General features: G+C 66.4%; 26 protein-coding genes and 1 pseudogene. 9 read left to right on the top strand and 18 right to left on the bottom strand.

Going from position 1 to position 19,695, the window contains the following annotated elements; genetic code table 11:
* Positions 1–236: 236 nt before the first annotated feature.
* Positions 237–518 (bottom strand): hypothetical protein, encoded by a 282-nt coding sequence (locus DL519_RS03820; RefSeq protein WP_190812912.1) that lies wholly within the window; start codon positions 516–518, stop codon positions 237–239.
* A gap of 308 nt (positions 519–826) precedes the next feature.
* Between DL519_RS03820 and DL519_RS03815 the strand changes: the two genes are divergently transcribed.
* Positions 827–1,555 carry a hypothetical protein gene (locus DL519_RS03815; protein WP_190812911.1) on the top strand — a complete coding sequence of 243 codons (729 nt, stop codon included), beginning with the start codon at positions 827–829 and terminating at the stop codon, positions 1,553–1,555.
* Positions 1,556–1,681: 126 nt separating this feature from the next.
* Here DL519_RS03815 and DL519_RS03810 read toward each other — a convergent pair whose 3' ends face one another.
* Both DL519_RS03810 and DL519_RS03805 read right to left on the bottom strand, forming a co-directional pair.
* Positions 1,682–2,098 carry a hypothetical protein gene (locus DL519_RS03810; RefSeq protein ID WP_190812910.1) on the bottom strand — a complete coding sequence of 139 codons (417 nt, stop codon included), beginning with the start codon at positions 2,096–2,098 and terminating at the stop codon, positions 1,682–1,684.
* A complete protein-coding gene (locus DL519_RS03805) occupies positions 2,035–2,337 on the bottom strand; it encodes a hypothetical protein (protein WP_190812909.1) in 303 nt (100 codons plus the stop codon). The genes DL519_RS03810 and DL519_RS03805 overlap by 64 nt, the downstream gene beginning before the upstream one ends.
* Positions 2,338–2,485: 148 nt before the next feature.
* Between DL519_RS03805 and DL519_RS03800 the strand changes: the two genes are divergently transcribed.
* Positions 2,486–2,893: an Hsp20/alpha crystallin family protein gene (locus tag DL519_RS03800; RefSeq protein WP_190812908.1), complete on the top strand. Its 408-nt coding sequence runs from the start codon at positions 2,486–2,488 to the stop codon at positions 2,891–2,893.
* A 57-nt stretch (positions 2,894–2,950) separates the two neighbouring features.
* Here the strand turns inward: DL519_RS03800 and DL519_RS03795 are convergent, their stop codons facing one another.
* The 3 genes from DL519_RS03795 to DL519_RS03785 form a co-directional block, all read right to left on the bottom strand.
* The gene (locus DL519_RS03795) at positions 2,951–3,397 is read right to left on the bottom strand and encodes a universal stress protein (RefSeq protein ID WP_190812907.1); all 447 of its coding nucleotides are present in this window, start codon (positions 3,395–3,397) and stop codon (positions 2,951–2,953) included.
* Between the two features lie 108 nt (positions 3,398–3,505).
* The gene (locus tag DL519_RS03790) at positions 3,506–3,943 is read right to left on the bottom strand and encodes a universal stress protein (protein ID WP_190812906.1); all 438 of its coding nucleotides are present in this window, start codon (positions 3,941–3,943) and stop codon (positions 3,506–3,508) included.
* A 281-nt stretch (positions 3,944–4,224) separates the two neighbouring features.
* Positions 4,225–4,428, bottom strand: a complete 204-nt coding sequence (locus DL519_RS03785; protein ID WP_190812905.1) for a hypothetical protein — start codon at positions 4,426–4,428, stop codon at positions 4,225–4,227.
* A 39-nt stretch (positions 4,429–4,467) separates the two neighbouring features.
* Here DL519_RS03785 and DL519_RS49655 point away from each other — a divergent pair.
* The 4 genes and pseudogenes from DL519_RS49655 (at position 4,468) to DL519_RS03765 (ending at position 8,213) form a co-directional block, all read left to right on the top strand.
* Positions 4,468–4,932, top strand: a pseudogene (locus DL519_RS49655) (2-oxo acid dehydrogenase subunit E2).
* On the top strand, positions 4,932–5,210 hold the full coding sequence (locus tag DL519_RS03775) for a phosphopantetheine-binding protein (RefSeq protein ID WP_190812904.1): 279 nt from the start codon (positions 4,932–4,934) through the stop codon (positions 5,208–5,210). Before DL519_RS49655 ends, DL519_RS03775 begins: the two are co-directional and overlap by 1 nt.
* Positions 5,211–5,248: 38 nt before the next feature.
* Positions 5,249–7,594 carry a heavy metal translocating P-type ATPase gene (locus DL519_RS03770; protein WP_190812903.1) on the top strand — a complete coding sequence of 782 codons (2,346 nt, stop codon included), beginning with the start codon at positions 5,249–5,251 and terminating at the stop codon, positions 7,592–7,594.
* A 112-nt stretch (positions 7,595–7,706) separates the two neighbouring features.
* Positions 7,707–8,213 carry a universal stress protein gene (locus DL519_RS03765; RefSeq protein ID WP_190812902.1) on the top strand — a complete coding sequence of 169 codons (507 nt, stop codon included), beginning with the start codon at positions 7,707–7,709 and terminating at the stop codon, positions 8,211–8,213.
* A gap of 45 nt (positions 8,214–8,258) precedes the next feature.
* On the opposite strand, the gene DL519_RS03760 is transcribed toward DL519_RS03765, so the two are convergent.
* From DL519_RS03760 to DL519_RS03745, 4 genes are all read right to left on the bottom strand, one after another.
* Complete coding sequence (locus DL519_RS03760) at positions 8,259–9,350, bottom strand: IS630 family transposase (protein ID WP_190812759.1); 1,092 nt, start codon at positions 9,348–9,350, stop codon at positions 8,259–8,261.
* Between the two features lie 45 nt (positions 9,351–9,395).
* The gene (locus tag DL519_RS03755) at positions 9,396–9,665 is read right to left on the bottom strand and encodes a DUF1876 domain-containing protein (RefSeq protein WP_190812901.1); all 270 of its coding nucleotides are present in this window, start codon (positions 9,663–9,665) and stop codon (positions 9,396–9,398) included.
* Between the two features lie 14 nt (positions 9,666–9,679).
* The gene (locus tag DL519_RS03750; RefSeq protein WP_190812900.1) at positions 9,680–9,946 is read right to left on the bottom strand and encodes a DUF3040 domain-containing protein; all 267 of its coding nucleotides are present in this window, start codon (positions 9,944–9,946) and stop codon (positions 9,680–9,682) included.
* A 106-nt stretch (positions 9,947–10,052) separates the two neighbouring features.
* Positions 10,053–10,808, bottom strand: a complete 756-nt coding sequence (locus DL519_RS03745; RefSeq protein ID WP_190812899.1) for a SpoIIAA family protein — start codon at positions 10,806–10,808, stop codon at positions 10,053–10,055.
* A 491-nt stretch (positions 10,809–11,299) separates the two neighbouring features.
* Here DL519_RS03745 and DL519_RS03740 point away from each other — a divergent pair, with 491 nt between their 5' ends.
* Positions 11,300–12,124 carry a universal stress protein gene (locus DL519_RS03740; protein WP_190812898.1) on the top strand — a complete coding sequence of 275 codons (825 nt, stop codon included), beginning with the start codon at positions 11,300–11,302 and terminating at the stop codon, positions 12,122–12,124.
* Positions 12,125–12,133: 9 nt separating this feature from the next.
* A complete protein-coding gene (locus tag DL519_RS03735; protein WP_190812897.1) occupies positions 12,134–12,973 on the top strand; it encodes a universal stress protein in 840 nt (279 codons plus the stop codon).
* Between the two features lie 10 nt (positions 12,974–12,983).
* Here DL519_RS03735 and DL519_RS03730 read toward each other — a convergent pair whose 3' ends face one another.
* The 3 genes from DL519_RS03730 to DL519_RS03720 are packed head-to-tail and all read right to left on the bottom strand — an operon-like array spanning position 12,984 to position 14,685.
* A complete protein-coding gene (locus DL519_RS03730) occupies positions 12,984–13,871 on the bottom strand; it encodes a universal stress protein (protein WP_190812896.1) in 888 nt (295 codons plus the stop codon).
* A 32-nt stretch (positions 13,872–13,903) separates the two neighbouring features.
* Complete coding sequence (locus DL519_RS03725; protein ID WP_190812895.1) at positions 13,904–14,419, bottom strand: universal stress protein; 516 nt, start codon at positions 14,417–14,419, stop codon at positions 13,904–13,906.
* A gap of 14 nt (positions 14,420–14,433) precedes the next feature.
* Positions 14,434–14,685, bottom strand: coding sequence for a hypothetical protein (locus DL519_RS03720; protein ID WP_190812894.1), 252 nt, complete (start codon positions 14,683–14,685; stop codon positions 14,434–14,436).
* A 176-nt stretch (positions 14,686–14,861) separates the two neighbouring features.
* Here DL519_RS03720 and DL519_RS03715 point away from each other — a divergent pair, with 176 nt between their 5' ends.
* Complete coding sequence (locus DL519_RS03715) at positions 14,862–15,866, top strand: Acg family FMN-binding oxidoreductase (protein ID WP_190812893.1); 1,005 nt, start codon at positions 14,862–14,864, stop codon at positions 15,864–15,866.
* A 10-nt stretch (positions 15,867–15,876) separates the two neighbouring features.
* On the opposite strand, the gene DL519_RS03710 is transcribed toward DL519_RS03715, so the two are convergent.
* From DL519_RS03710 to DL519_RS03690, 5 genes are all read right to left on the bottom strand, one after another.
* Positions 15,877–16,809, bottom strand: a complete 933-nt coding sequence (locus DL519_RS03710; RefSeq protein WP_190812892.1) for a haloacid dehalogenase type II — start codon at positions 16,807–16,809, stop codon at positions 15,877–15,879.
* A gap of 117 nt (positions 16,810–16,926) precedes the next feature.
* Positions 16,927–17,565, bottom strand: coding sequence for a hypothetical protein (locus DL519_RS03705; protein ID WP_223838410.1), 639 nt, complete (start codon positions 17,563–17,565; stop codon positions 16,927–16,929).
* Positions 17,558–18,403: a universal stress protein gene (locus DL519_RS03700; protein WP_190812891.1), complete on the bottom strand. Its 846-nt coding sequence runs from the start codon at positions 18,401–18,403 to the stop codon at positions 17,558–17,560. The genes DL519_RS03705 and DL519_RS03700 overlap by 8 nt, the downstream gene beginning before the upstream one ends.
* Positions 18,404–18,641: 238 nt before the next feature.
* On the bottom strand, positions 18,642–19,058 hold the full coding sequence (locus tag DL519_RS03695; RefSeq protein WP_190812890.1) for a CBS domain-containing protein: 417 nt from the start codon (positions 19,056–19,058) through the stop codon (positions 18,642–18,644).
* A gap of 197 nt (positions 19,059–19,255) precedes the next feature.
* The gene (locus DL519_RS03690; protein ID WP_223840201.1) at positions 19,256–19,693 is read right to left on the bottom strand and encodes an RNA-guided endonuclease TnpB family protein; all 438 of its coding nucleotides are present in this window, start codon (positions 19,691–19,693) and stop codon (positions 19,256–19,258) included.
* Positions 19,694–19,695: the final 2 nt, after the last annotated feature.

Raw genomic sequence — 19,695 nt, 5'->3', positions numbered from 1 at the left:
TCCGGACCAACATCACGACCCCTCCCGATGCCAAGATCGCGGTATGCACGCCACGTCCGAACGCTTGAAAACTACGCTGCACTCTTCCGTTTCCCAGCGTTCAGCGCGATTTTCGTCAGGGCTTCCCGACACACTCAGTCGATGAAGGTTCAAGAGCTGGTAGCAGCGATGACGATGGCATGCGCTCTGAACACGACCGCGATGTGCGGGTCATGCCACTCTGAATCACCCCACAATCACCGTAAAGTAAAAAGTTCCTCACTGCGTCGCAGTCGCATCGTCCTGATCACCGCAACAACGATCAGGAACAACAAGAGCAGCACGAGCAACACGGGCCCCAGCAGCAGGACGAGGGCAAGGCCAACGACCAGGAGAACCTTGACCTTGACACTCAGTCCGGCGACCGCGGCCTTCACCGCCGGCCACAATGGGTGCTTCCCCCTAATGGCAGCGGAAACCCCAGCCAGTCCAGATTGCACGCTCGGCGAACTGCTCGCCGAGTTGGCGAGTTTGTCCAACCAGGCGGGAACCTTTCGGTGTAGCACCTCGGAACCCTTGACCAGCAGGTCGCGGACGATCCGCCCAGCGGCCTCCCGTAGCCATCCGGCCAATCGAGCTAGGAGTTTCTGTGGCCTGGCCCCTGACTTGCCCAGCGAAGCCATGCATCGAGGCTACCCCACTGGTGGCTGTCGATAACCGATCCAGTGCCCAACTGTCCGGTGCTACGACGGGCACAAGTCGTTCACACCGCGTGGTTTCAATCGCCGGGGCTGGGGAACACCGAGCGCGACAGCTCGGACATCGCCGAGGTCGAGGTCCTACTTTTTTGGCGGACGCGATCTCCGGCAATGTGATAGCGCCGGAGGTTGCGATGACCCGGATCAAGGTGTTTCTGGCGACCGTCATCGGTTACGTGCAGAGGTGGTTACTGAAGCTTGAGCTGCGTAAGACCGCCCGAAAGGTGAGCCGGAAGCTTCGGCGGCTCAGCCCTGGTCCGCTCGTCCACAACGTGGGTGGGAAGTTGCCGAACGCCCCGCTAGTCCGCGAGCGGACCCAGCCCGGTTTGAAGCGCACTGGTCGGACCATTTCCGACGCTGCCACGGACCTGCCTAAGTCTCGCACTGGACAAGTGAAGGAAAAGATCGGCGAATCCGGTAGCGAGGGACGGCTCGGACGGCTGCGCACAGGCGTGACCCGCAGTATCGGGATGGTCTTGGCTACAACAGGCGGCGCCCTTACCCGGGCCGGTGAGAGGCTGAAGGGCTCCGACGACGGCGCTCGAACACCGACCGATGCCGACATGATCCCGCAAGCCAAAGGTGCTGCAAAGGAAAAGGAAGGCCGACCGGCGCGCCGGCCCGACCGGAGCACATCCAGGCCGCGCACCGAGAAGACACATACCGAGACCACACCGGAAGAAACCGGTTCCCACGATGCGACAGCGCGCGGAACAGGAGAGAGCGGCAAACCGGTTCGCAAGCGGCGCAGCCCGGTGCGGGCACCACAACCACATCCACCCACATCCGGCAAGAGAAGCACCCACCACCACGAGTAGCCCCGCATCGCGCCGGGCAGGTATTCGTGCCGTGCGGAGGCGTGCGCACCGTAGGTTTGTGAGGCGCTGCTTCGTCGCGCTGAGCAGGACCGCGCTCAGCGTCTCCCCCGCAGCCAGCTCTCGTAGCTAGCTCCCCCTCGGCGACCAACGCGAAGTCCCGTTCAGGCATGCCGCGCACGTGCTCCGCTGGAAGGCTGCGCACCGGCACCCCCTCAGCGGACGCGTGCCGCCCCGCCCAGGCGGCGAGCTCCTGCCGGTACTCGGGTTGGTCCCGCTGCTCCGCGCCGGCGTGCTGGATCGCCAGTCGCGGCGCTCCCGGTCCTCCAGGGCGAAGCTGAGCATGCAGTCCGCCAGCCGCGCGACCTCGCGCAACGGCGCGAGGACCTCCTGCGGCACCGGGTCGGTCAGGAATGGCCGACGGTCGGTACGCCGGTTCGCCGCCGCTGCCGCCAGCGTCTCGACGTGCGGGTCGATCTCGGTCAGCTCGGTGAACTCGATCGACGCCAGGTGGTCCGGTTGTGCCGGGTTCGGCAGGCGGTGCACCCGGGCTCGCCACCCTTCAGCTGCGAAGGCAATGCGGGCGTGGCTGAGGACCGCGCCGCCATCTCCCGCCCGGTCGGGTCGATGACTCCCAACAGCCGGGAACGATCGAGGTAGAGGTGCACCGAATGCTCGGCCAGCTTCCACCGCCATGGTTGGCTGTTGTGCACCGACGGCGCCCGGCACGCCAGGGCCAGCGCCGAGCGCATCGTCTCCTGCGACGGGACCGTTCTGCTTGTCATCGCAACACTCCCCCGCACCACGGGTTCACGTTCAACGCCGCCCGGGTACCCGCGATGCGTCCGGCCGGAACGGGCCGGTCGGCCCTATTCCACAGGGATGGCAAGACGGACTGTGGACGTTGTCCATCTTTCGCGAACGGAGGACACCATGACCAGCTTGCTGCCTCGGCCGAGCCTGGGCCTGCCTGACATCTTCCAGATGTTCGAAACCGAGTGGCCCTTCGGTGAACGGCATGCGATGCGCGTGGAGACCTACACCGAGAAGGACGAGTTCGTGGTCCGCTGCGAACTCCCCGGCGTGGACCCCGAAAAGGACATCCACATCAACGTCGAGGGCAACCAGCTCAAGATCACCGCGGAGCGCAAGCACGAAGAACGCACCGACCGGCACAGCGAGTTCTACTACGGCTCGTTCAGCCGCACCCTGCTGCTGCCGACCAGCTGCAACACCGAAGACATCAAGGCCGAGTACGAAGCGGGCATCCTCACCATCCACATGCCACGTCGAGAAGCCGAGACCCGCAAGGAAATCCCGGTGATGCGCAAGGGCAAGTGAACAACTGGAAGGCGTGGCGGACAGCGGCCGCGCCTTCCCCTTCCCCTGCACGCCACGTCATCTCGCGGTAGGACGGACAACAACCACTGGGCAGTGCGCGTGGCTCACGCAATGCTGACTCACCGATCCGAGCAGCGCACCGACGAATCCGCCGTGTCCACGGTTTCCAACCACCAGCAGATCCTCGTCCTGAGCTTCGTCCAGCAGCGCTCGCGCGGCATGCCCGCGAACCACCTCTCGATGAATGGGCACCGACGTCGCCAGCAAAGCCGAGGTTTCGTCGACCGCCTTCCGCAACTCCCACTCCGCACGAGCAACCGCATCCTCGTCCGAGAGCGCCGGGGGCATTGGCGTGATCTCGGTGAAGGTCGACGGAACCCACGCCATCACCGCATTGACCACGCCGCCGCACTGTTCGGCGTAGCGCAGCGTCCAGCACAGCGCGGCCCTCGATCCCGGCGAGCCGTCCACGCCGACAACGATCCGCGGCGCTTTCTCATTCATGATTCCCTACCGTCCCGACTCGACAGTCGAAGCCGGTGTACTCGCAACGACACGAGATCGCACGTCGACAATGAATAAATCCCTGCCAGAGATCTCATCAAGGGGCGGTCAGCCGTCGACGTGGCGGACGATGACGACCGGACACGGCGCGTGGAGCACGCAGTGTTGGCCGACCGATCCGAGGAGAGTCCCGGCGAATCCGCCACGCCCACGGCTGCCCACCACGAGCAGGTCTGCCTCCTGGGCCTCGTCCAGCAGTGCACGCGCCGCGTGATCTCGCACCACCGTCTGCTCCACGGGAACCCGCGCCCCCAGTGAGGCGGCGGTTTCCTCGACCGCTTTCCGCAACTCCCGCCTGGCCTCGGCGGCTACGTCGCCCTCCGACATCGGCAGCACCACGTCGACGAGGGCCGGATAGCCACACGCGATCAGCGCTTTGACGCGTCCGTCGCTCTGCTCGGCGTACCGCAGCGCCCAGCGCAGTGCAGCTCGGGAGCCGGGCGAACCGTCCACGCCCACCACGATCCGCGGCTTGTACTCGGTCATAGCTCCCCCGTTTCCTGACCGCAGGTCGGCACCTGACAGCCAATGACGCCGGGTGCACTCGCCACTGGGTGGGGCACAATTTCGCGAGAAATTGACGTTCACCCGGGTGAACGTCAATTTCTCGCGAAATTGCGCACCCGGCGGCGCGTCAGGGCAGCTCGAACTCGCCCGACATCCCGCCGCTGCTGCAATGGCGGCCGTGGCGGTGACATGCGCGGTCGACCAAGGACGGGTGTCGACGATCATCTCGCCGAGCGTCTGGTCGCCGCCCGTCTCCACCGTCACGTGGTAGAAACCCGAGGACGTAACGACGTCCGGCCGCACCACGGACGCGATGCAGAGCGCATCGTGCACGGGCACAGCAGTCGCTGCCGGGTCGTCCTCCGGTGAGAGCTGCTGCTCGATGCGTCCAGGTCGTAGTTCTCCTTGCGCAGGAAGTAGAAGTCGACCAGGTTGATGGCGCTCCACGGGTTGAGGAAGTACACCAGGAACGCCTTGGAAACGACTGCTGCCCGTGAGAGCCGTTGGCCTCTAGCGACTGCGATGTCCGCCGGGCTTGCCTGGTCAGGTGGAGCGGGGAGAGGACCCGATGCGGTGGGAGCCGATCAGCCGGAGGCCTGCTCACCCCCAGCATCGTCGACGCCGAGCAGCTTCCACTCACAGAGATCATGCGCCGCCTGCGCGAGCTGGTCTCCCGCGCCCGCACCGCCCGCCTACGCTCCTCAGACACCACTCCAGCCACGATCACCGTGACCAACCTCGGCGATCTCGGCGTCGAAACCCTACAAGGCGTGATCTACCCCCACAGGTGGCACTCATCGGATTCGGCGCGGTCATGCACCGAGCATGGGCCATCGACGACCTGATCGGGATCCGCCCGGTAAGTCACCGCAGCGCTCTCCGGCGACCACCGCGCAACCGACGGCGCCACCGGCGGCCGTTTCCTCACCAACATCGACACGTTCCTGCAGGATCCGGAGGAACTGTGATGACCCAGCCGACCACACCACAGCACGCCCGCGGCCTCGTGCGTGATGCGCTGCTGAAGGCCATGCCCGGAGCCGACCTCGACGAGCTGGACGGCCACGAAGACTTCCGCGAGGCGCTCGAACTGGACTCCCTGGACTTCCTCGTCTTCGTCGAAACCCTCGGCAATGCCAGCGGAACCCGCATCGACGAAGACGACAACGACAACGACAACGACAACGACAACGACAAACTAACCGCAGTGGACTCGGCAGTCGACTTCCTCACCGCTTGGTCATGACGCCGGAGCCAGCTCCGACTATTGGGGATGTGCCGCTGATGTCCGGACCACGCTCAGTACCCAGGTCGCAGAACGCTGCTCGCCGCGTTCGGCCGTGGTTCGAGCCAACCCTACTCGCTGTCACTGCGGGCGCGTTGCTGCTCGGCGTCATCGCCTGGGCGGTTGGCGCCGCCAGCACGGCCGACGCGGCGTGGGTGGCCGGAACCGCGGTAGCGATCGCGCCCGCGCTGACGTGGATGGCGCACGCGCTGTGGCGCGGACGTACCGGGGTAGATCTCATCGCCGTGCTCTCGCTCGGTGGGACCCTCGTGGTGCACGAGTACCTCGCCGGATCGCTGATCGCGGTCATGTTGGCGTCCGGGCAGGCCCTGGACGCCGCGGCGCAGCGCCGGGCCTCCCACGACCTGCGCGCCTTGCTGGAACACGCGCCGCGGTTCGCTCATCGATACGCGGATGGCGCGCTCGAAACCGTTGTCGTGGACCAAGTGAGCGTCGGCGACCTGCTGCTGGTGAACCCCGGCGAGGTGGTGCCGGTGGACGGCCAGGTCGGAAGTAGTGCCGCAGTCCTCGACGAATCGGTGCTGACCGGCGAGTCCGCCCACGTCGAACGCACTGCCGGAGAGCCCGTTCGCAGCGGGGTTGTCAACGCTGGCTCCGCCTTCGACCTGCGGGCCGGCGCGACAGCCGAGGAAAGCACTTACACCGGAATCGTGCGGTTGGCGCAAGAGGCCGGTGCTGAGCGGGCACCCGTTGTCCGCCTCGCCGACCGGTATGCGACGTGGTTCCTACCCCTGGCCCTGCTCCTGGCCGGTGGCGCTTGGCTGATCACCGGCTCCCCTGTTGGCGCTGTTGCCGTGCTGGTGGTCGCGACTCCGTGCCCGCTGCTGCTGGCAGTGCCAGTGGCCATCGTGTCGGGCATGTCCCGAGCCTCCCGGATCGGCGTGATCATCCGTGACGGCTCAGCTCTGGAGAACCTCGGCCACGCCACCACCGTGATCGTGGACAAGACCGGCACCCTGACCGCAGGGCGTCCGACCGTCGTCGACGTCATCGCCGCACCGACCTCCGACGCGTCGGAGGTGCTCCGGATGGCCGCCTCGCTCGACCAGGCATCCCCGCACGTCCTCGCCGACGCCATCGTCGCGCACGCCCGAAAGCAGCACCTCGCTCTGCTCCGACCGCGCGACGCGTCGGAACAACCCGGGCGAGGAATGAGTGGCATCGTCGACGGCATGCGCGTCGAAGTCGGCAGACTCGCACTACCGGAGAACAGACCCCGTTGGGCCGACGCCGTGCTCAACCGAGCCATGCTCGACGCCACCGCCATCGCCTGGGTCAGCTGCGAAGGCGAACTGCAGGGCGCCTTACTGCTTCGCGATCCCCTTCGCAGGGACGCCCCCAGGACCCTCAGACGGCTGCGGAACGCGGGATTGCAGCGCCTGGTCATGCTCACCGGCGACCGCTCCGAACCCGCCCGAGACGTCGCCAGTGTGCTGGGGCTGGACTGGGTGCACGCGGAGCAAACCCCCACGGAGAAGGTGGCCCGCGTCCGCGCCGAAAGCGCAACGGCGACCACCGTCATGGTCGGCGACGGGGTCAACGACGCCCCCGCGTTGGCGGCCGCGACGGTGGGAATCGCCATGGGCGCCCGGGGTTCGACCGCCTCGTCGGAGGCCGCCGACATCGTGCTCACCACCGACCGACTCGATCGCCTCGCCGACGCCGTGAACATCGCCCGCCGAGCACGTGGCATCGCGGTGCAAAGCGCCGCCGTCGGCATGGGTCTGTCCATCATCGCCATGGGCGTCGCCGCCGTCGGCTGGCTACCGCCGGCGGCAGGCGCGCTGCTTCAGGAAGGCATCGACCTCGCGGTTATCGCCAACGCGCTGCGTGCTCTGGGCGGCAGTCACCGAGGTGAGCTCACCGTGCCGCACTCCACGGAGGACCTGCTGCACCAATTCGACGCCGAACAGGAAAAGCTCCGCGAAACCCTGCCCTTGATCCGCGACACCGCAGACCTCCTCTCCGAAGCCCCCGGCTCGACGAAGGCGCTCGCCGCGCTGCGCCGGACTCGGGATTTCCTGGACCGGCGCTTGATCCCGCACGAGCAGGCCGAGGAGACCCAGCTCTACCCGGCCCTCGCCGCTCCCCTGGGCAGTTCCGAAGCCACCGCCACGATGAGCCGCATGCACGCCGAGATCGACAGGCTCAGCAGGCGGATCGGGACTCACCTGGCATTGGCCGAGTCTCAAGGGCGCATCGGAGACGACCAGATCGAGGACCTCCTCGCCACCCTGTACGGCCTGCACGCCGTGCTCTGCCTGCACTTCACCCAGGAGGAAGAGAACTACTTCGCACTCGCCGACACCGACCACGACTTCTGACCCGCCCGGGTGGTGGACGGCAGCCCTGCTCTGGTCACGTCCATCGACCTGAGCGCTGGCCTGCATCCCCGGCGCAGCACGCGCATCCTGGCGGCAAGGCGGGGTGGCGGATATGCATGCGTTGCAGGCGGAAGCGGTGGTCGCGGGATTCGACGGGTCCACCGAGTCGCAGCGGGCGGTGTGGTGGGCCGCTCTTGAGGCCACGACACGCAACCAGCCCTTGCTCCTGGTACACGCATTCGCCGTTCCGCTGGAGGAACTGACCCGGATCCACCTGTCCAGCGAGGCGGTCGCGCTCGAACCGATGCGCGGTGCCGCGCAGCGGACAGTAGAGGACATGGCCGCAGAGTGCCGCCAGAAGCTGCCCGGACTGGACGTGTGGACCGAGGTGCGCCTAGGCCATCCCGCCACTGTGCTGACCGACGCCGCTTCCCGCGCGAGTGAGCTCGGTGTGGACGGCTCCGAACACGCCGCAGAAGCGTTGCTCACGGCCGCCGTCGACGCCGATCTGCTCGTCGTCGGAACCCACGGACGCGGCGTCGTCCGGACGGCGCTGTTCGGCTCGGTCAGCCACGCAGTACTGCACTACGCCCCATGTCCCGTCGCCGTCGTTCACTGATCACGTACCGCTGGGCTGGCTGCTTGCGTCCCAGCAGCTACAGCACTAGTGTCCTGCGCCGGAGATTCGTTGACAATATGATCGGAGTGACTCCAAGATCTCGTCAGCGCTCTTCGTCCAGATGAACGGCCGGGGATCGTTGTTCCACTCGTCGATCCAGTTGCGGATATCGGCCTCGAGTGCCTGGACGCTGGTGTGCACGCCGCGTTGCAGGAGTTTGGTGGTCAATTCGCCGAACCAGCGTTCGACCTGGTTGATCCAGGACGATCCGGTCGGGATGAAGTGGATTTGGAATCGGGGATGCTTCGCTAGCCATTTCTGGATGATCTCGGTTTTGTGGGTGGCGTAGTTGTCACAAATGACATGGACGCCTAACTCCGCCGGTACGGTTTTGTCGATCTTGGTGAGAAATTTGCGGAACTCGACCGAGCGGTGCCGGCGGTGCAGCGAGGAGATGACCTTGCCGGTGGCGATGTCGAAGGCGGCGAACAGGCTGGTGACGCCGTGACGGACGTAGTCGTGGGTGCGCCGCTCGGGCATGCCGGGCATCATCGGCAACACCGGCTGGGACCTCTCCAGCGCTTGCACCTGGGATTTCTCATCGGTGCACAGAACCACTGCGTTCTCGGGCGGGTTCATATACAGGCCGACGACGTTACGGACCTTCTCGATGAACTGCGGATCGGTAGAGAGCTTGAATGTGTCGGCCAAGTGGGGTTTAAGGTTGAACGCTTTCCAGATCCGTCCCACGGTCGATTTACTCAGCCCGGAACGCTTCGCCATCGATGTACGCGACCAATGCGTCGCGTTGTTCGGTTTCTCTTCCAACGTCGAGACGACCACCTTCTCCACCTGTTCGTCGGTGATCTTCCGCGGCGCGCCTGGGCGATCCTCGTCGACCAACCCCTTCAGTCGTCGCTGGACAAACCGCGACCGCCACTTGCCCACCGTCGGCCGCGACACCCGCAACTTCTCGGCGACATCCACATTGGACAAACCATCGGCGCATGCCAGCACAATCCGACACCGCAACGCCAAAGCCTGCGAACTCTTCGCCCGCCGAGCCCAACGCTGCAACGTCGAACGCTCATCGTCGGTCAGCACCAACTCAGCCTTCGGCCGCCCAGTCCTCGCCATTCCCGCAGTATAGCCATTTCGACCATGAATTTCCGGTGCAGGACACTAGCTGTGCAGGTGTGCGGGCTTGCCGGTCAGCTGTTCGACGTCGACAGTCGCCGCGCGGAGCAGGCAATGCGCGAGTTCGAACAACGCCCGGGCCGCGGCGAGTTCGGCACCGACCTCCGGAACGTTGACGTCCTCGGGGCTCCGCTTGGCCAACCCGTTGCCCCGCAGATCGGTCGCGTCCCGAGTGTGCAACTGCGCTTGGGCGTGAGTGCGGTCTTCTTCCTCGGTGAGGTAGATGTCGACCGACCAGTGCTCTGTCGTGGGCATCGCGAAACTCCTCGTCATTCGGTCTGGATCTGCCAACTCTCGGACATGAACAGCGCTGCGGCGAGTGCCCCGGCAACGACGAATCCGGTACCTTCGTTGAACACCACGCACAGCAGGGCGAGGAACGCCGCCACAATTCCGAGAGCCCTGCGAACCGTGAGCCACCCCAAGACCTTCATGAATGGGCGCACATGGGTCATCCTTTGCGCGAACTCCGGGTCTTCGGAACACAGCTGCCGCTCGATCTCCTCGAGAAGGCGCCGTTCGTAGCGTCTCAGCATCGGAACCTCCCGAGGTGCACCGAGCGAACCGAACCTACGAGGAAGATGATCGCGAGCCGAGGAGGGCACAAGTAGAGCCCATCGTCCCCCTCCCCCGAAAAACGTCTCAGGTACCTCGCCCAGTAGGGCCTGCCGCCCACGTGATGGCATCGTCAATCTCGTCGTACCCGAAACTGTTCACCTCGGCCTGGACGAAGTGCTTGGCGAGATGCGGTACCAGACTCGCCAGTTTGCTGTCTGCCGACAGCGCCACGCGCTTGACCTTGCGGTGGTGGTCGCGCACGAATCGCACGTGCCGGAGCATGCTCGAGACGTTCTCCCAGCCGGGAAACTCGCGAGCATGGACGACCAGGCCTGGCAGATCACCGTGCTCGTTCAGCCACGTATCCGCTGTCCGCGCCAAGGCGTCGAAGTCCTGCACCCGCAGGGGTTCTTCGACCTCGACCACGAGGACTCCCGACTCAGGAACGAGCCGGTGCGACACGCCGGGACCTTCGGGCAACGAGCTCAGCCAATCGATCGCCGCATCCCGTTCGTCATTGCCGAAGACCCGCACCGGGCAGGGCAGCAGGAAGCCCACGAGCCGGCTCGACTCCCGGATCCACCACGTGTCGCTGACGACCGCACAGCCGTCGAACAGCTGAATCGCCCCGAACCCGAGCTTGGTGTCCTCCCAAGCCGCCCCCGGCGTGAAACCCCGGAATTCCGCCCCGAACTGGTAGAGGAGTCGAATGCGCCGGTTCTCCCTCCGCGCCGACTCGACGAGCGGCTCGAAGACCTCTTCGTAGTCCTCTTTCGACACCGTGCCAATGGCTTTGACAGCGTCGATCCCGTCCGGTGCGTCCGTCAGCTTCTCAAGCATCTCGGTTTCCCCTGTCAAATCCACAGTGCCGCGAGCCGCTTCCCCGGATTCCGGCCAGATGCGTGAACACAGCCATTCACGGCGAGCTGGTCAGCGTGGTGCGGGCACCGCTGCCGTCGGCATGGGTTGCCACCCAGCACCACTGCCCACTGCGCGATCGTGCGGACCCGCTGTCGCATCCTCGTTCCCCGTGCTCCTCCGGCGGAGCAGCGGGCGCCCAGCCGGCGACGGCGACCGTCCCACTGCTCGAGTCGACGTCCCACGATGAAGGGCGGAGCCAGCGCCGCAGCAGGGTCCAACGACCCCACACCATGCGCTGTTCGCGGCGAATCGGTGCCAACGCCTGGTCGGAGCCACCGCCGCCTACTTCGTGCCGACCGTGATCGCTGTCGCCATCACCGAGAACCGCGGCCCCACTAGCTAGGGCCGAGTGGCCTTATGTGCCGAAGCTGGCCCGGGGTACCCAGGAGGCAGGCAGTGGGAGGTTTGGCATGGAGTCGACTGGGCGGGTTGTCGTCGGAGTGGATGGCTCCGAATCGTCGCTGACGGCCGTTCGGTGGGCTGCTGGAGAAGCCGATCTGCGGCCCGCCAAGCAGCTGTACGTCGTGATGGCGTCCGGTGACCCGATGTGGGACGACGAGGCCTGGGAAATCCTCGGACCAGTGACGGACCAGATCGCAGGCGACCACCCAAGCCTTGAAGTCTCCTCGGACGTCGTGCCCGGCGACCCCGCGGACGTCCTGCTACAGCTCTCCGAAGGTGCCGTGCTGGTAGCGGTCGGTTCACGCGGACGAAGCACGCTGGCCGCGACCTTGCTGGGCTCGGTCAGCGCCAAGGTGGCTACCCACGCGCGGCGCCCGGTCGTCGTGGTCCGAGAGCGCCGCGAGGGCGGCCCGGTCGTCGTCGGGCTGGACAACTCCCCGCACAGCGGCGCCGCCCTGCAGTACGCGTTCGACGCCGCGTCCCGGTATGAGTCCGAGCTCGTGGCCATGCAGGTATGGCAGGACATCGAGTACGCGCCGGTCGTGCCCCGCCTGGAATACGAGCTGGCCGATCTGCGCGACGAAGCATTGCGCGGGGTGGCAGAGCAACTCGCTGGCTGGGCCGAGTCCTACCCGAATGTGCCTGTCCGCAAGGTCGCCCAGCGGGGACACCCGGTCGCCGAGCTCGCCGCCGCAGCCGAAGATGCACGGCTGCTGGTTGTCGGGCACCGCGGACGCGGCGGGTTCACCGGACTGCTGCTGGGATCGGTGGCCGCCGGTGTGCTGCACCACGCCCCGTGCCCGGTCGCTGTCGTCCGTGACACGAAAGGTTGAGGAAGTGCCATGTCAACACCGGACCAGCCCGTTGTGGTGGGCGTTGACGGATCGGACAGCTCGATCACGGCTGCCGTCTGGGCCGCCGCGGAAGCGGATCGCCGCCGCGCGCCGCTGCACGTCGTGATCACCAACGACGATCCGGCCCGCGCCGATTACGCCGAGAAGGCGGTGCAGAAGGCCGCGGCGGAGTGCAGTGCCAACCGGCCGAATCTTGCGGTGAACGCCGAAGTCGCGACCGGTCATCCGGTCGAGGTGCTGTTGCGCCAGAGCGCGAAAGCACAGTTGGTGGTCCTCGGTGCGCGTGGGCATTGCGGTTTCACCGACGCCCTGCTGGGCGGGGTGAGCGTCGGCGTGGCCACCCACGCGTCCTGCCCGGTCGTCATCGTGCGCAAGGGCGTCCCCACCACCGTGGGCCCAGTGGTCGCCGGTGTGGATGATTCAACGTGCAGCCAGGAAGCGCTGCGGTTCGCGTTCGCCGCCGCAGAGCGGCTGGGCACCGACCTGGTCGTGATGGAGGTGTGGCACGAAGAAGGCCTGCTCGCCGTGCCGTTGACACCCGCCGACCGCGAACAGGTGGAGCGGGGGATCAAACAGTCGCTGGGCAAGCAAACCGCTGCCCTGCGCGAGGAATACCCGAAGGTCACGGTGCGCGAGGTGGCCCAGCGGGGACACCCCGTAGCTGTTTTGACCGATGCGGCCCGCGACGCATGTCTGCTCGTCGTCGGGCACCGGGGCGGCGGCGGGTTCGACGGGCTTTTCCTGGGTTCGGTGGCTGCAGGAGTCTTGCACCACGCCCAGTGCCCGGTAGCTGTCGTCCGTACCGCAGGAGGACATCAAGCGCAGTAGCGCCGGCGCGTCACCCAGCGCGCAGGACTGCGACCGGGCAAGAGGCGCGGTTGACGACCGCATGGCTCACCGAGCCGAGCAGGCTGCGACGGATGCGTCCCCTCCCATGGCTGCCCACGACCAGCAGGCTCGCGCCCTCGGCTTCTCTGAACAGCGCCTCGGCGGGCTTTTCCGGCGTAACCACCCGCCGAACGCTGACATCGGGAAACCGTTCACCCCAGCCCGACAGGGATGAGGCGAGAACTTCCTCGGCTTCTTCGCGCACCTCGCCCCAAGGCAGCTCCCACTGCTGCACCCGGGCGAAGGGATCCAGCGGAAGGTCGCTCCAAGCGTGCACCGCGACCAGTTCGCTGCCGTGACGGGAAGCGAAGTCGTAGCCGAAACCCATGGCGAGTCGGCTGGCCGATGATCCGTCGACGCCGACGACGACCGGCGCCGAACCGAGCTGCTCGCGGCCACCGCGCACCACGACGATGGGAGCCCCGGTACGTCGCGTCAGCAGTTCCGCCGACGTCGAGCCCAGCACCCCGAACTCCATCCCGATGCGCGGCCCGCCGAGCACCAGCACCTCGGCCTCCCCGGCCAAGTCCGCCAACATCTCCGCCGGATCCCCGAACGGCATGCTGCTGTGCACTTCCAGCTCCGCGTCGATTTCCCAGCAGCCGGCGACCAATTCCGCGAGTTCCTGTCGCAGGATCTTCTGCAGCGGCTCCAGGACGTCACCTTCGCCTGGCACCTTGATCGGGGCGAGCTCTTCGAACGGCCACGTGAGCACGTGCACGAGCATCAACGGATGACGCCGACTGGATGCCTCGCGCGCTGCCCACCACACAGCACGTCGGGAAGACTCCGTCAGATCGAACCCCACCACCACAGCCTTGCGACTGGTCTCATTCATCCCGATCGATCTCCCCTCACTGCTGACTCGCCCTAATCAAGCGCGGGATCGAGGGATGCCACGCCGGCCTGTTCATGTTGCTCGGTCCGCTCCGGCATTCTCTCGGGGACGACCAGCACCGGGCATCGTGCCTTGTGGATGCACCGCAGTGCCGTGCTGCCCAGAATCGCGTCGGCGACCCTCCCGTGACCACGATCACCCAGGACCAGCATCGTGGCGTGCGCCGACCGCTCGCCCAACACCTCGGCAGCATCACCCTCGACGAGTTCGATGTGGACCTCCGGCGTCGTGGTTCCGCCCATGCAGCCGCGCACCACATTCTTCAGGTCCTCCCAAATCTGTTCCCGCACGTGGTGCGGCGCCAGGCCAGGACGCATCAACATCGGGCCCGGCCCGGCGAGAACAGCGTGCGATGTCCAAGCCATGACCACGTGCACCGGTACGCACCGCTGCCGTCCTTCATCGAGGGCCCAGTGCAGCGCTCGCGCGCTCGCGTCCGATCCGTCCACCCCCACCACGAGAACCTCATAGCCGGCCACGGTTCCCACCTCGCACTCCTGCCTCAACGCAAGCGAGTCCACATCGGTTCGACAACGTCCCACTCCCGGTGCCACGAGCACCCCGCGAGCGCGTCGGCGATCATCCGGGCACCGACGATCAGTCCACGCGGCAACAGGTATCCCGGGCAGCGCGACGCCCAGCAAGTCGGCCATGATCGTCGCAACGACGCGATCGACGCGTCGTCGCAACGGTTGGGAATCGGCCGCAGCGCCTGGACCAGCCATTGCAGGTTGTCTCCCGGTGAACCGTTCATCGCTGGCTCCCCGAGCGGATCGGTGTCGATGCCAAGGCTGCGCCATGCGTTCGACCGGAATTAGGGCACTTCGTCACTCGCGCCTCCGGTGCAGTTCAGAGGCACTTGGACCCTCGCCCCGGCAAACTCCGAACAGTCACAGTGACGGCATCGAACGCGCGGATGAGGAGTCGTGAATGCGAGCGTTCCCCGCGGCCTTCGGGCTGACATCCGGCCAGACGGAGCAGATCATCCGGCTGGCCGGGATGGCTCCATCGCTGCACAACAGCCAGCCGTGGCGCTTCCGGATCCTGCCCCAACTGATCGAACTGCACGCCGATCCGAAACGGCACCTGCCGGTCGCCGACCCCGAGGACAGGGAACTGCGGTTGGCGTGCGGGGCGGCGCTGTTCAACCTGCGACTCGCTTTGGAACAAGCGGGCATCCGGCCGGTGGTGACTTTGCTCCCGCACCTGGCAGCCGCCACCACGCTGGCCGAGGTGCGCGGCGGCGGCCAAGCTCATCAGCGCCCGGTCGACCTCCGGTGCTACGAGGCGATCATCGAGCGGCACAGCCACCGACATCCGTTCCGGAACATACCTGTGTCCACAGAGGACAGGCACTTGCTGATGCGCGCTGCTCACGAAGAGCAAGCCTGGCTGCACGTGGTACAGCCAGGCGAGCACGGCACGCTTGAGGGGTTGGTGCATCGTGCGCATCGAGCGCAGATGGCCGACGCGCGCTTCCGAACCGAAATGGCCGCATGGATCGGACGCGCCGATGACACCACCGAGGGCGTGCCGGTGTCGGCAGCGGGCCCCAAACCGGAACCCAAGGACCAGTGGGTGCACCGCGACTTCACCGCCGGGCACACCGAGCGGGCGCCGGGAACCGAATTCGAAACCCATCCCTTGCTGGTCGTCTTGTGCACCCGGCACAACAGCCGAGAAGCAGACCTGCAGGCCGGGCAGGCGCTGCAGCGGTTGTGGCTGACCGCAACCGCACAAGGCCTGGTCGCGTCGATGATCTCCGAGGTCGTCGAGGTGCCGGAGACACGCGAGGAGCTTCAACGACTGCTCGGTGGAAACGTCACCCCACGAGCACTGCTGCGGATCGGCCACGGCGCACCGTCGGTCGCTTCACCCCGCCGCGACATCGGCGACATGCTCATCAACGGCGTCGCCGAAGCGTTCGAAACCTGAGGTGTCTTGATCAGAGCCGTTCACGCGGCGTGTAAAAACGTTCCGCGAGCCGACATCTTACGGTGCCGACGTTGGCCAGCGCCCGTGCAACGCTTGGGCTCCATCCGTGGCTGTCACCGCACCCCGTCTGCCCACGAGAGAATCCCTTTTCCAAGTAATTTGGCAAAAGGTGCCCTGCTCCTATCACTCGATCAATGTGCGTGCGAGGTGGGCGAGGTCGTCGACTTCGACGTCGAAGGCGTCGGTGGGTTCTGGGGTGCTCTTCTGCTCGGGCCACGTATGCCGTTCGGATGCCTTTCGCCGCTGCGGCGCGCAGGTCCCAGGGGTGTGCCGCGACGAGCATGCTCTGCTCGGGTTCGACGCGGAGGAGATCCAGCGCCATCTCGTACACCACGGGGTCGGGCTTGTAGGAGCGCACGAGTTCGCTGGAAAGCACGCAGTGCCAAGGTAGAGCGCCTCGGCGGCTGATAGCGGCGAGCATCGCCCTGGTTGCGTTGGACAACGCCACCAGGGCGATACGTCCGGACAGGGCGCGGAGAGCAGGCGTCGCATCCGGCCACGGGCGCAGCCGTTGGGTGACCAGTGCGAGCCGGTCCAGGGCCGAGGCGTCAACGGTGAGTCCTTGTTCTTCGACTGCTGTGGCCAGGGCGAGGCGGTTGATCTCCGCCAGCGGCGCCCACGACTCACCTGCGAGAATCGAGTTCAGCCGCCGGGTACACTCGCCCAACCACGTTGCGGCCAGCGGCTTGCCGTGTCCGCTCTGACCGGTCGCGTCGTGTACCGCCTGTTCGAACTCGTCCGCTGCCGAACCTGCTTCGTCCACCACGGTCCCGAGCACGTCGAAGAACAGGACCCGGATCTCGCGCACATCTATCGCCAGTCCGGCGATCTTCCCACGGGAATGCGGGCGGCCGTGCGTGCTCGCGCACGGACCGGTGTCCATCGGGTCGTAAGTGGTGCTGCCGGTTCTTACCGGTGTCGTGTCTCGGTAGATGGGTCAATCCCCGGACACGCCTAACCCACGGAAGAAGCAGAAGAGCCCCTTTTCTCGCCAGAAAAATCACTCACGCGCATGCTTGGCCGCAGCACGCAGGGTGGCGCGCATGATGGCTTTGACGAACGGCGACACCGTCCGCCAGTAGAGCGTGAAGATCCGGCGCGTGATCGGGTCGTCGAGCGTGGTGCGGATGTCGTAGGTGGCCAGGCTGCCGCGGCGGCCGTAGGGGCGCACCGAGAGCGAGGTGACGATCTTTCCCCTGCCGGGCTTGCCGTACTCGGCGAACTCCTCGGCCGTGACCTTCTCCATGCGCACGATCGGCGTCCAGAACCTGCCCACCGCACCGAAAACCACTTCCCGGCCTGGCTGTTCGCCGAGCAGCACCCAGTCGCCGCTGACGCACAGGTCGTCGTAGGTCAGTCGGGTCGGAACCCGAGGCGGAACGCGGCGTTTGAGCCGCTCCGGCAGTCCCCGCACCCACATAGCCAGGTCCGCGGTTCGCGACCTGATGGTGAGCAGGTCGAGATGACGCAGCTCCTGGTACATCGTCTCCGGCTGCACATCGACGACCAGGTGTTCGACCGCGCCGACGTCGTAGCGCGCCGCGAAGTCGTCGACACTCACCGAACGCTCGGTGACCTCCCAAGTCGCTGAGGCGACGTCAGGGTGCTGGGTCCGCGTCTTGTCGGTCTTGTCATTCATCAGCTCTTCTCCCTTCTTCGGCGAAATCGAGGTCCTCGCCGTGGTGGGTTTCGCCGACGATCACGAACGGGCAGTCCGCACGGTGCAGGACGCTGCGCGCGACCGAGCCGAACCCGAGTACCGTGCTGTGGTGGCCGAGGACCAGCAGCTGGGCCGAGGAGGCGGCGAGGCTCAACTCCTCGGCGGGATTGCCGTAACGCACGTCCGTGCGTAGTTGAACCTTCTGGTATTTTGCCGTCCAGTCAGCCAGATTCACTGCCAGGTCGGTTCGGGCTTCGTCCACTGTCGACAACCTCGCCATCGATGCGGGCCCGGTCCGGAACTGCCTGCCTGAGACCGGTCGCCACACGTGCACCACCAGCAGCGGGGTGTCCCGCAGGGCGGCTTCTTCGAAGGCGAACGAGACTGCCGCCGAACCGAATGGCGGGTCTGCCACACCGAGCACCACCGGGCCCAGGGCGAAACTGGTCCGACGCTGCGGAACGACCACGACTGGACAGCTCGCTCGTTCCGCAACCGCTCTGCTCACCGATCCCAGCAGCGTCTCGGCAACGGCGCCCCGGCCGCGCGAACCGACGACGAGCAACTGGGCGTCGACGGACTCCAAGGCCAGTGCATCCGGCGGGAATCCGTGCACCACGTCTTCGGCAATATCGATCTTGCGATGCTCACGACGACACAACTCGCCAGCGCTGCGCACGACGCTCCATGCCTGCGAGCTGTCGCCACTCGCGACGACCGTCACCAGCCGCAACGGCGCACCACGCAGGGAGGCCTCGTCGGCTGCCCAGAGTGCTGCAGTCGCCGACTCAGCGGAGCCGTCAACGCCTGCCAGCACGCACCGCATCCGCGTTCCCCACGTCGAGATCGGGTACATCGGATCGTCCCCAACTCGTTCTCGGGTACCACTTGCGTGGTACGCCCAACCCAGGCGTCACGTCCGGCGCCTGCGTTCGGCGAATGCCATCATCCGGTGCGGGTATTCTTCTTCGCCGATTTCCCCGCGGGCGAAGCGCTCCGCCAGCAAAACCACGCGTCCTGCCCGTGGCTCCCGTCCATCTCGTCGCTGGCGACACTCATCGAGATCCCTCTTTCTCCGGGTGTGCGACGGAGTCCTGGGCGATGCTGCGGACGAGATCGACCGCGGTGAGCACACCGCACACCCGCCCGTGCCGCATGACCAGGACGGCATCGGTGTGGGCGTCGATCATGCGTTGCGCTGCGACACCGATGTCGTCGGCCGCGTCCACTCGGGGCCCCTGCGCCGGGCATAGCGAGCCGACCGAAGTGGTCGTCTTCGGGTACTGGGCCGCGATGCCCTGCAGCAGGTCTGCCGCGTTCACCAGCCCCACGGTGTCCTCGTCGGCGACCACGGCGAGGTGGTGCACGTCGCGGCGGTACATCTCGTACAACGCATCCATCGCGTCCAGTCCGGGTCGGACCGCGACCACGGGGGTGCTGGCGAGGCCGAGCGCGGTTTCCTGGTCGTTCATGTTCCACCTCGAAGGGCCGTACCCGGTCCTGACCGTCGCGCGCCCACGGCGTCCCAGCTAGGGGATATGGTCACCTGCACCGGCACCGGGGGGACGCGGAGCTTGCGGTTGACTTCCTTCCCACGCCTGAACTGAAGGCGGGGGATTCCAACCCTCGCGGGTTGGGTTTCCTGCTTCACAGACAGTTGCCGTTCCGGCTATCGCCGGGCCGGTCTTACACCATCTCCACAGGCTGCAACCGCCAGCCCGGCGGCCAGAATGTTTTTCGCAGCGTTGACATCACGATCGTGAGTCGCCTCGCATCCGGTGCAGGTCCACGACCGCACCTGAAGCAGCATCGACTCAGCGAGCTTTCCGCAAGCCGAACAGATCTTGCTGGACGGGAACCACTGGTCAACCGCGATCACCTCGCGGCCGTACCAGTGGGCTTTGTACTCCAGCATGGAGCGGAATTCCGACCATGATGCGTCGGAGATCGCGCGCGCGAGCTTGCCGTTATTGAGCATGCCGCGCACGTTCAGGTCCTCGATCACGACCGTTTGGTTCTCACGGACGAGTCGAATAGTGACCTTGTTTGTGAGACCTTTGGCCTGCTCGCTTCGTGCACGGACTTGACGCGCTTCCTCCCCACGGATAA

The sequence above is a fragment of the Saccharopolyspora pogona genome (assembly GCF_014697215.1).
Lineage (GTDB): Bacteria > Actinomycetota > Actinomycetes > Mycobacteriales > Pseudonocardiaceae > Saccharopolyspora > Saccharopolyspora hattusasensis.
Note: the sequence above shows the minus strand (reverse complement) of the source record. Positions and strands in the feature narration are given on the sequence as shown.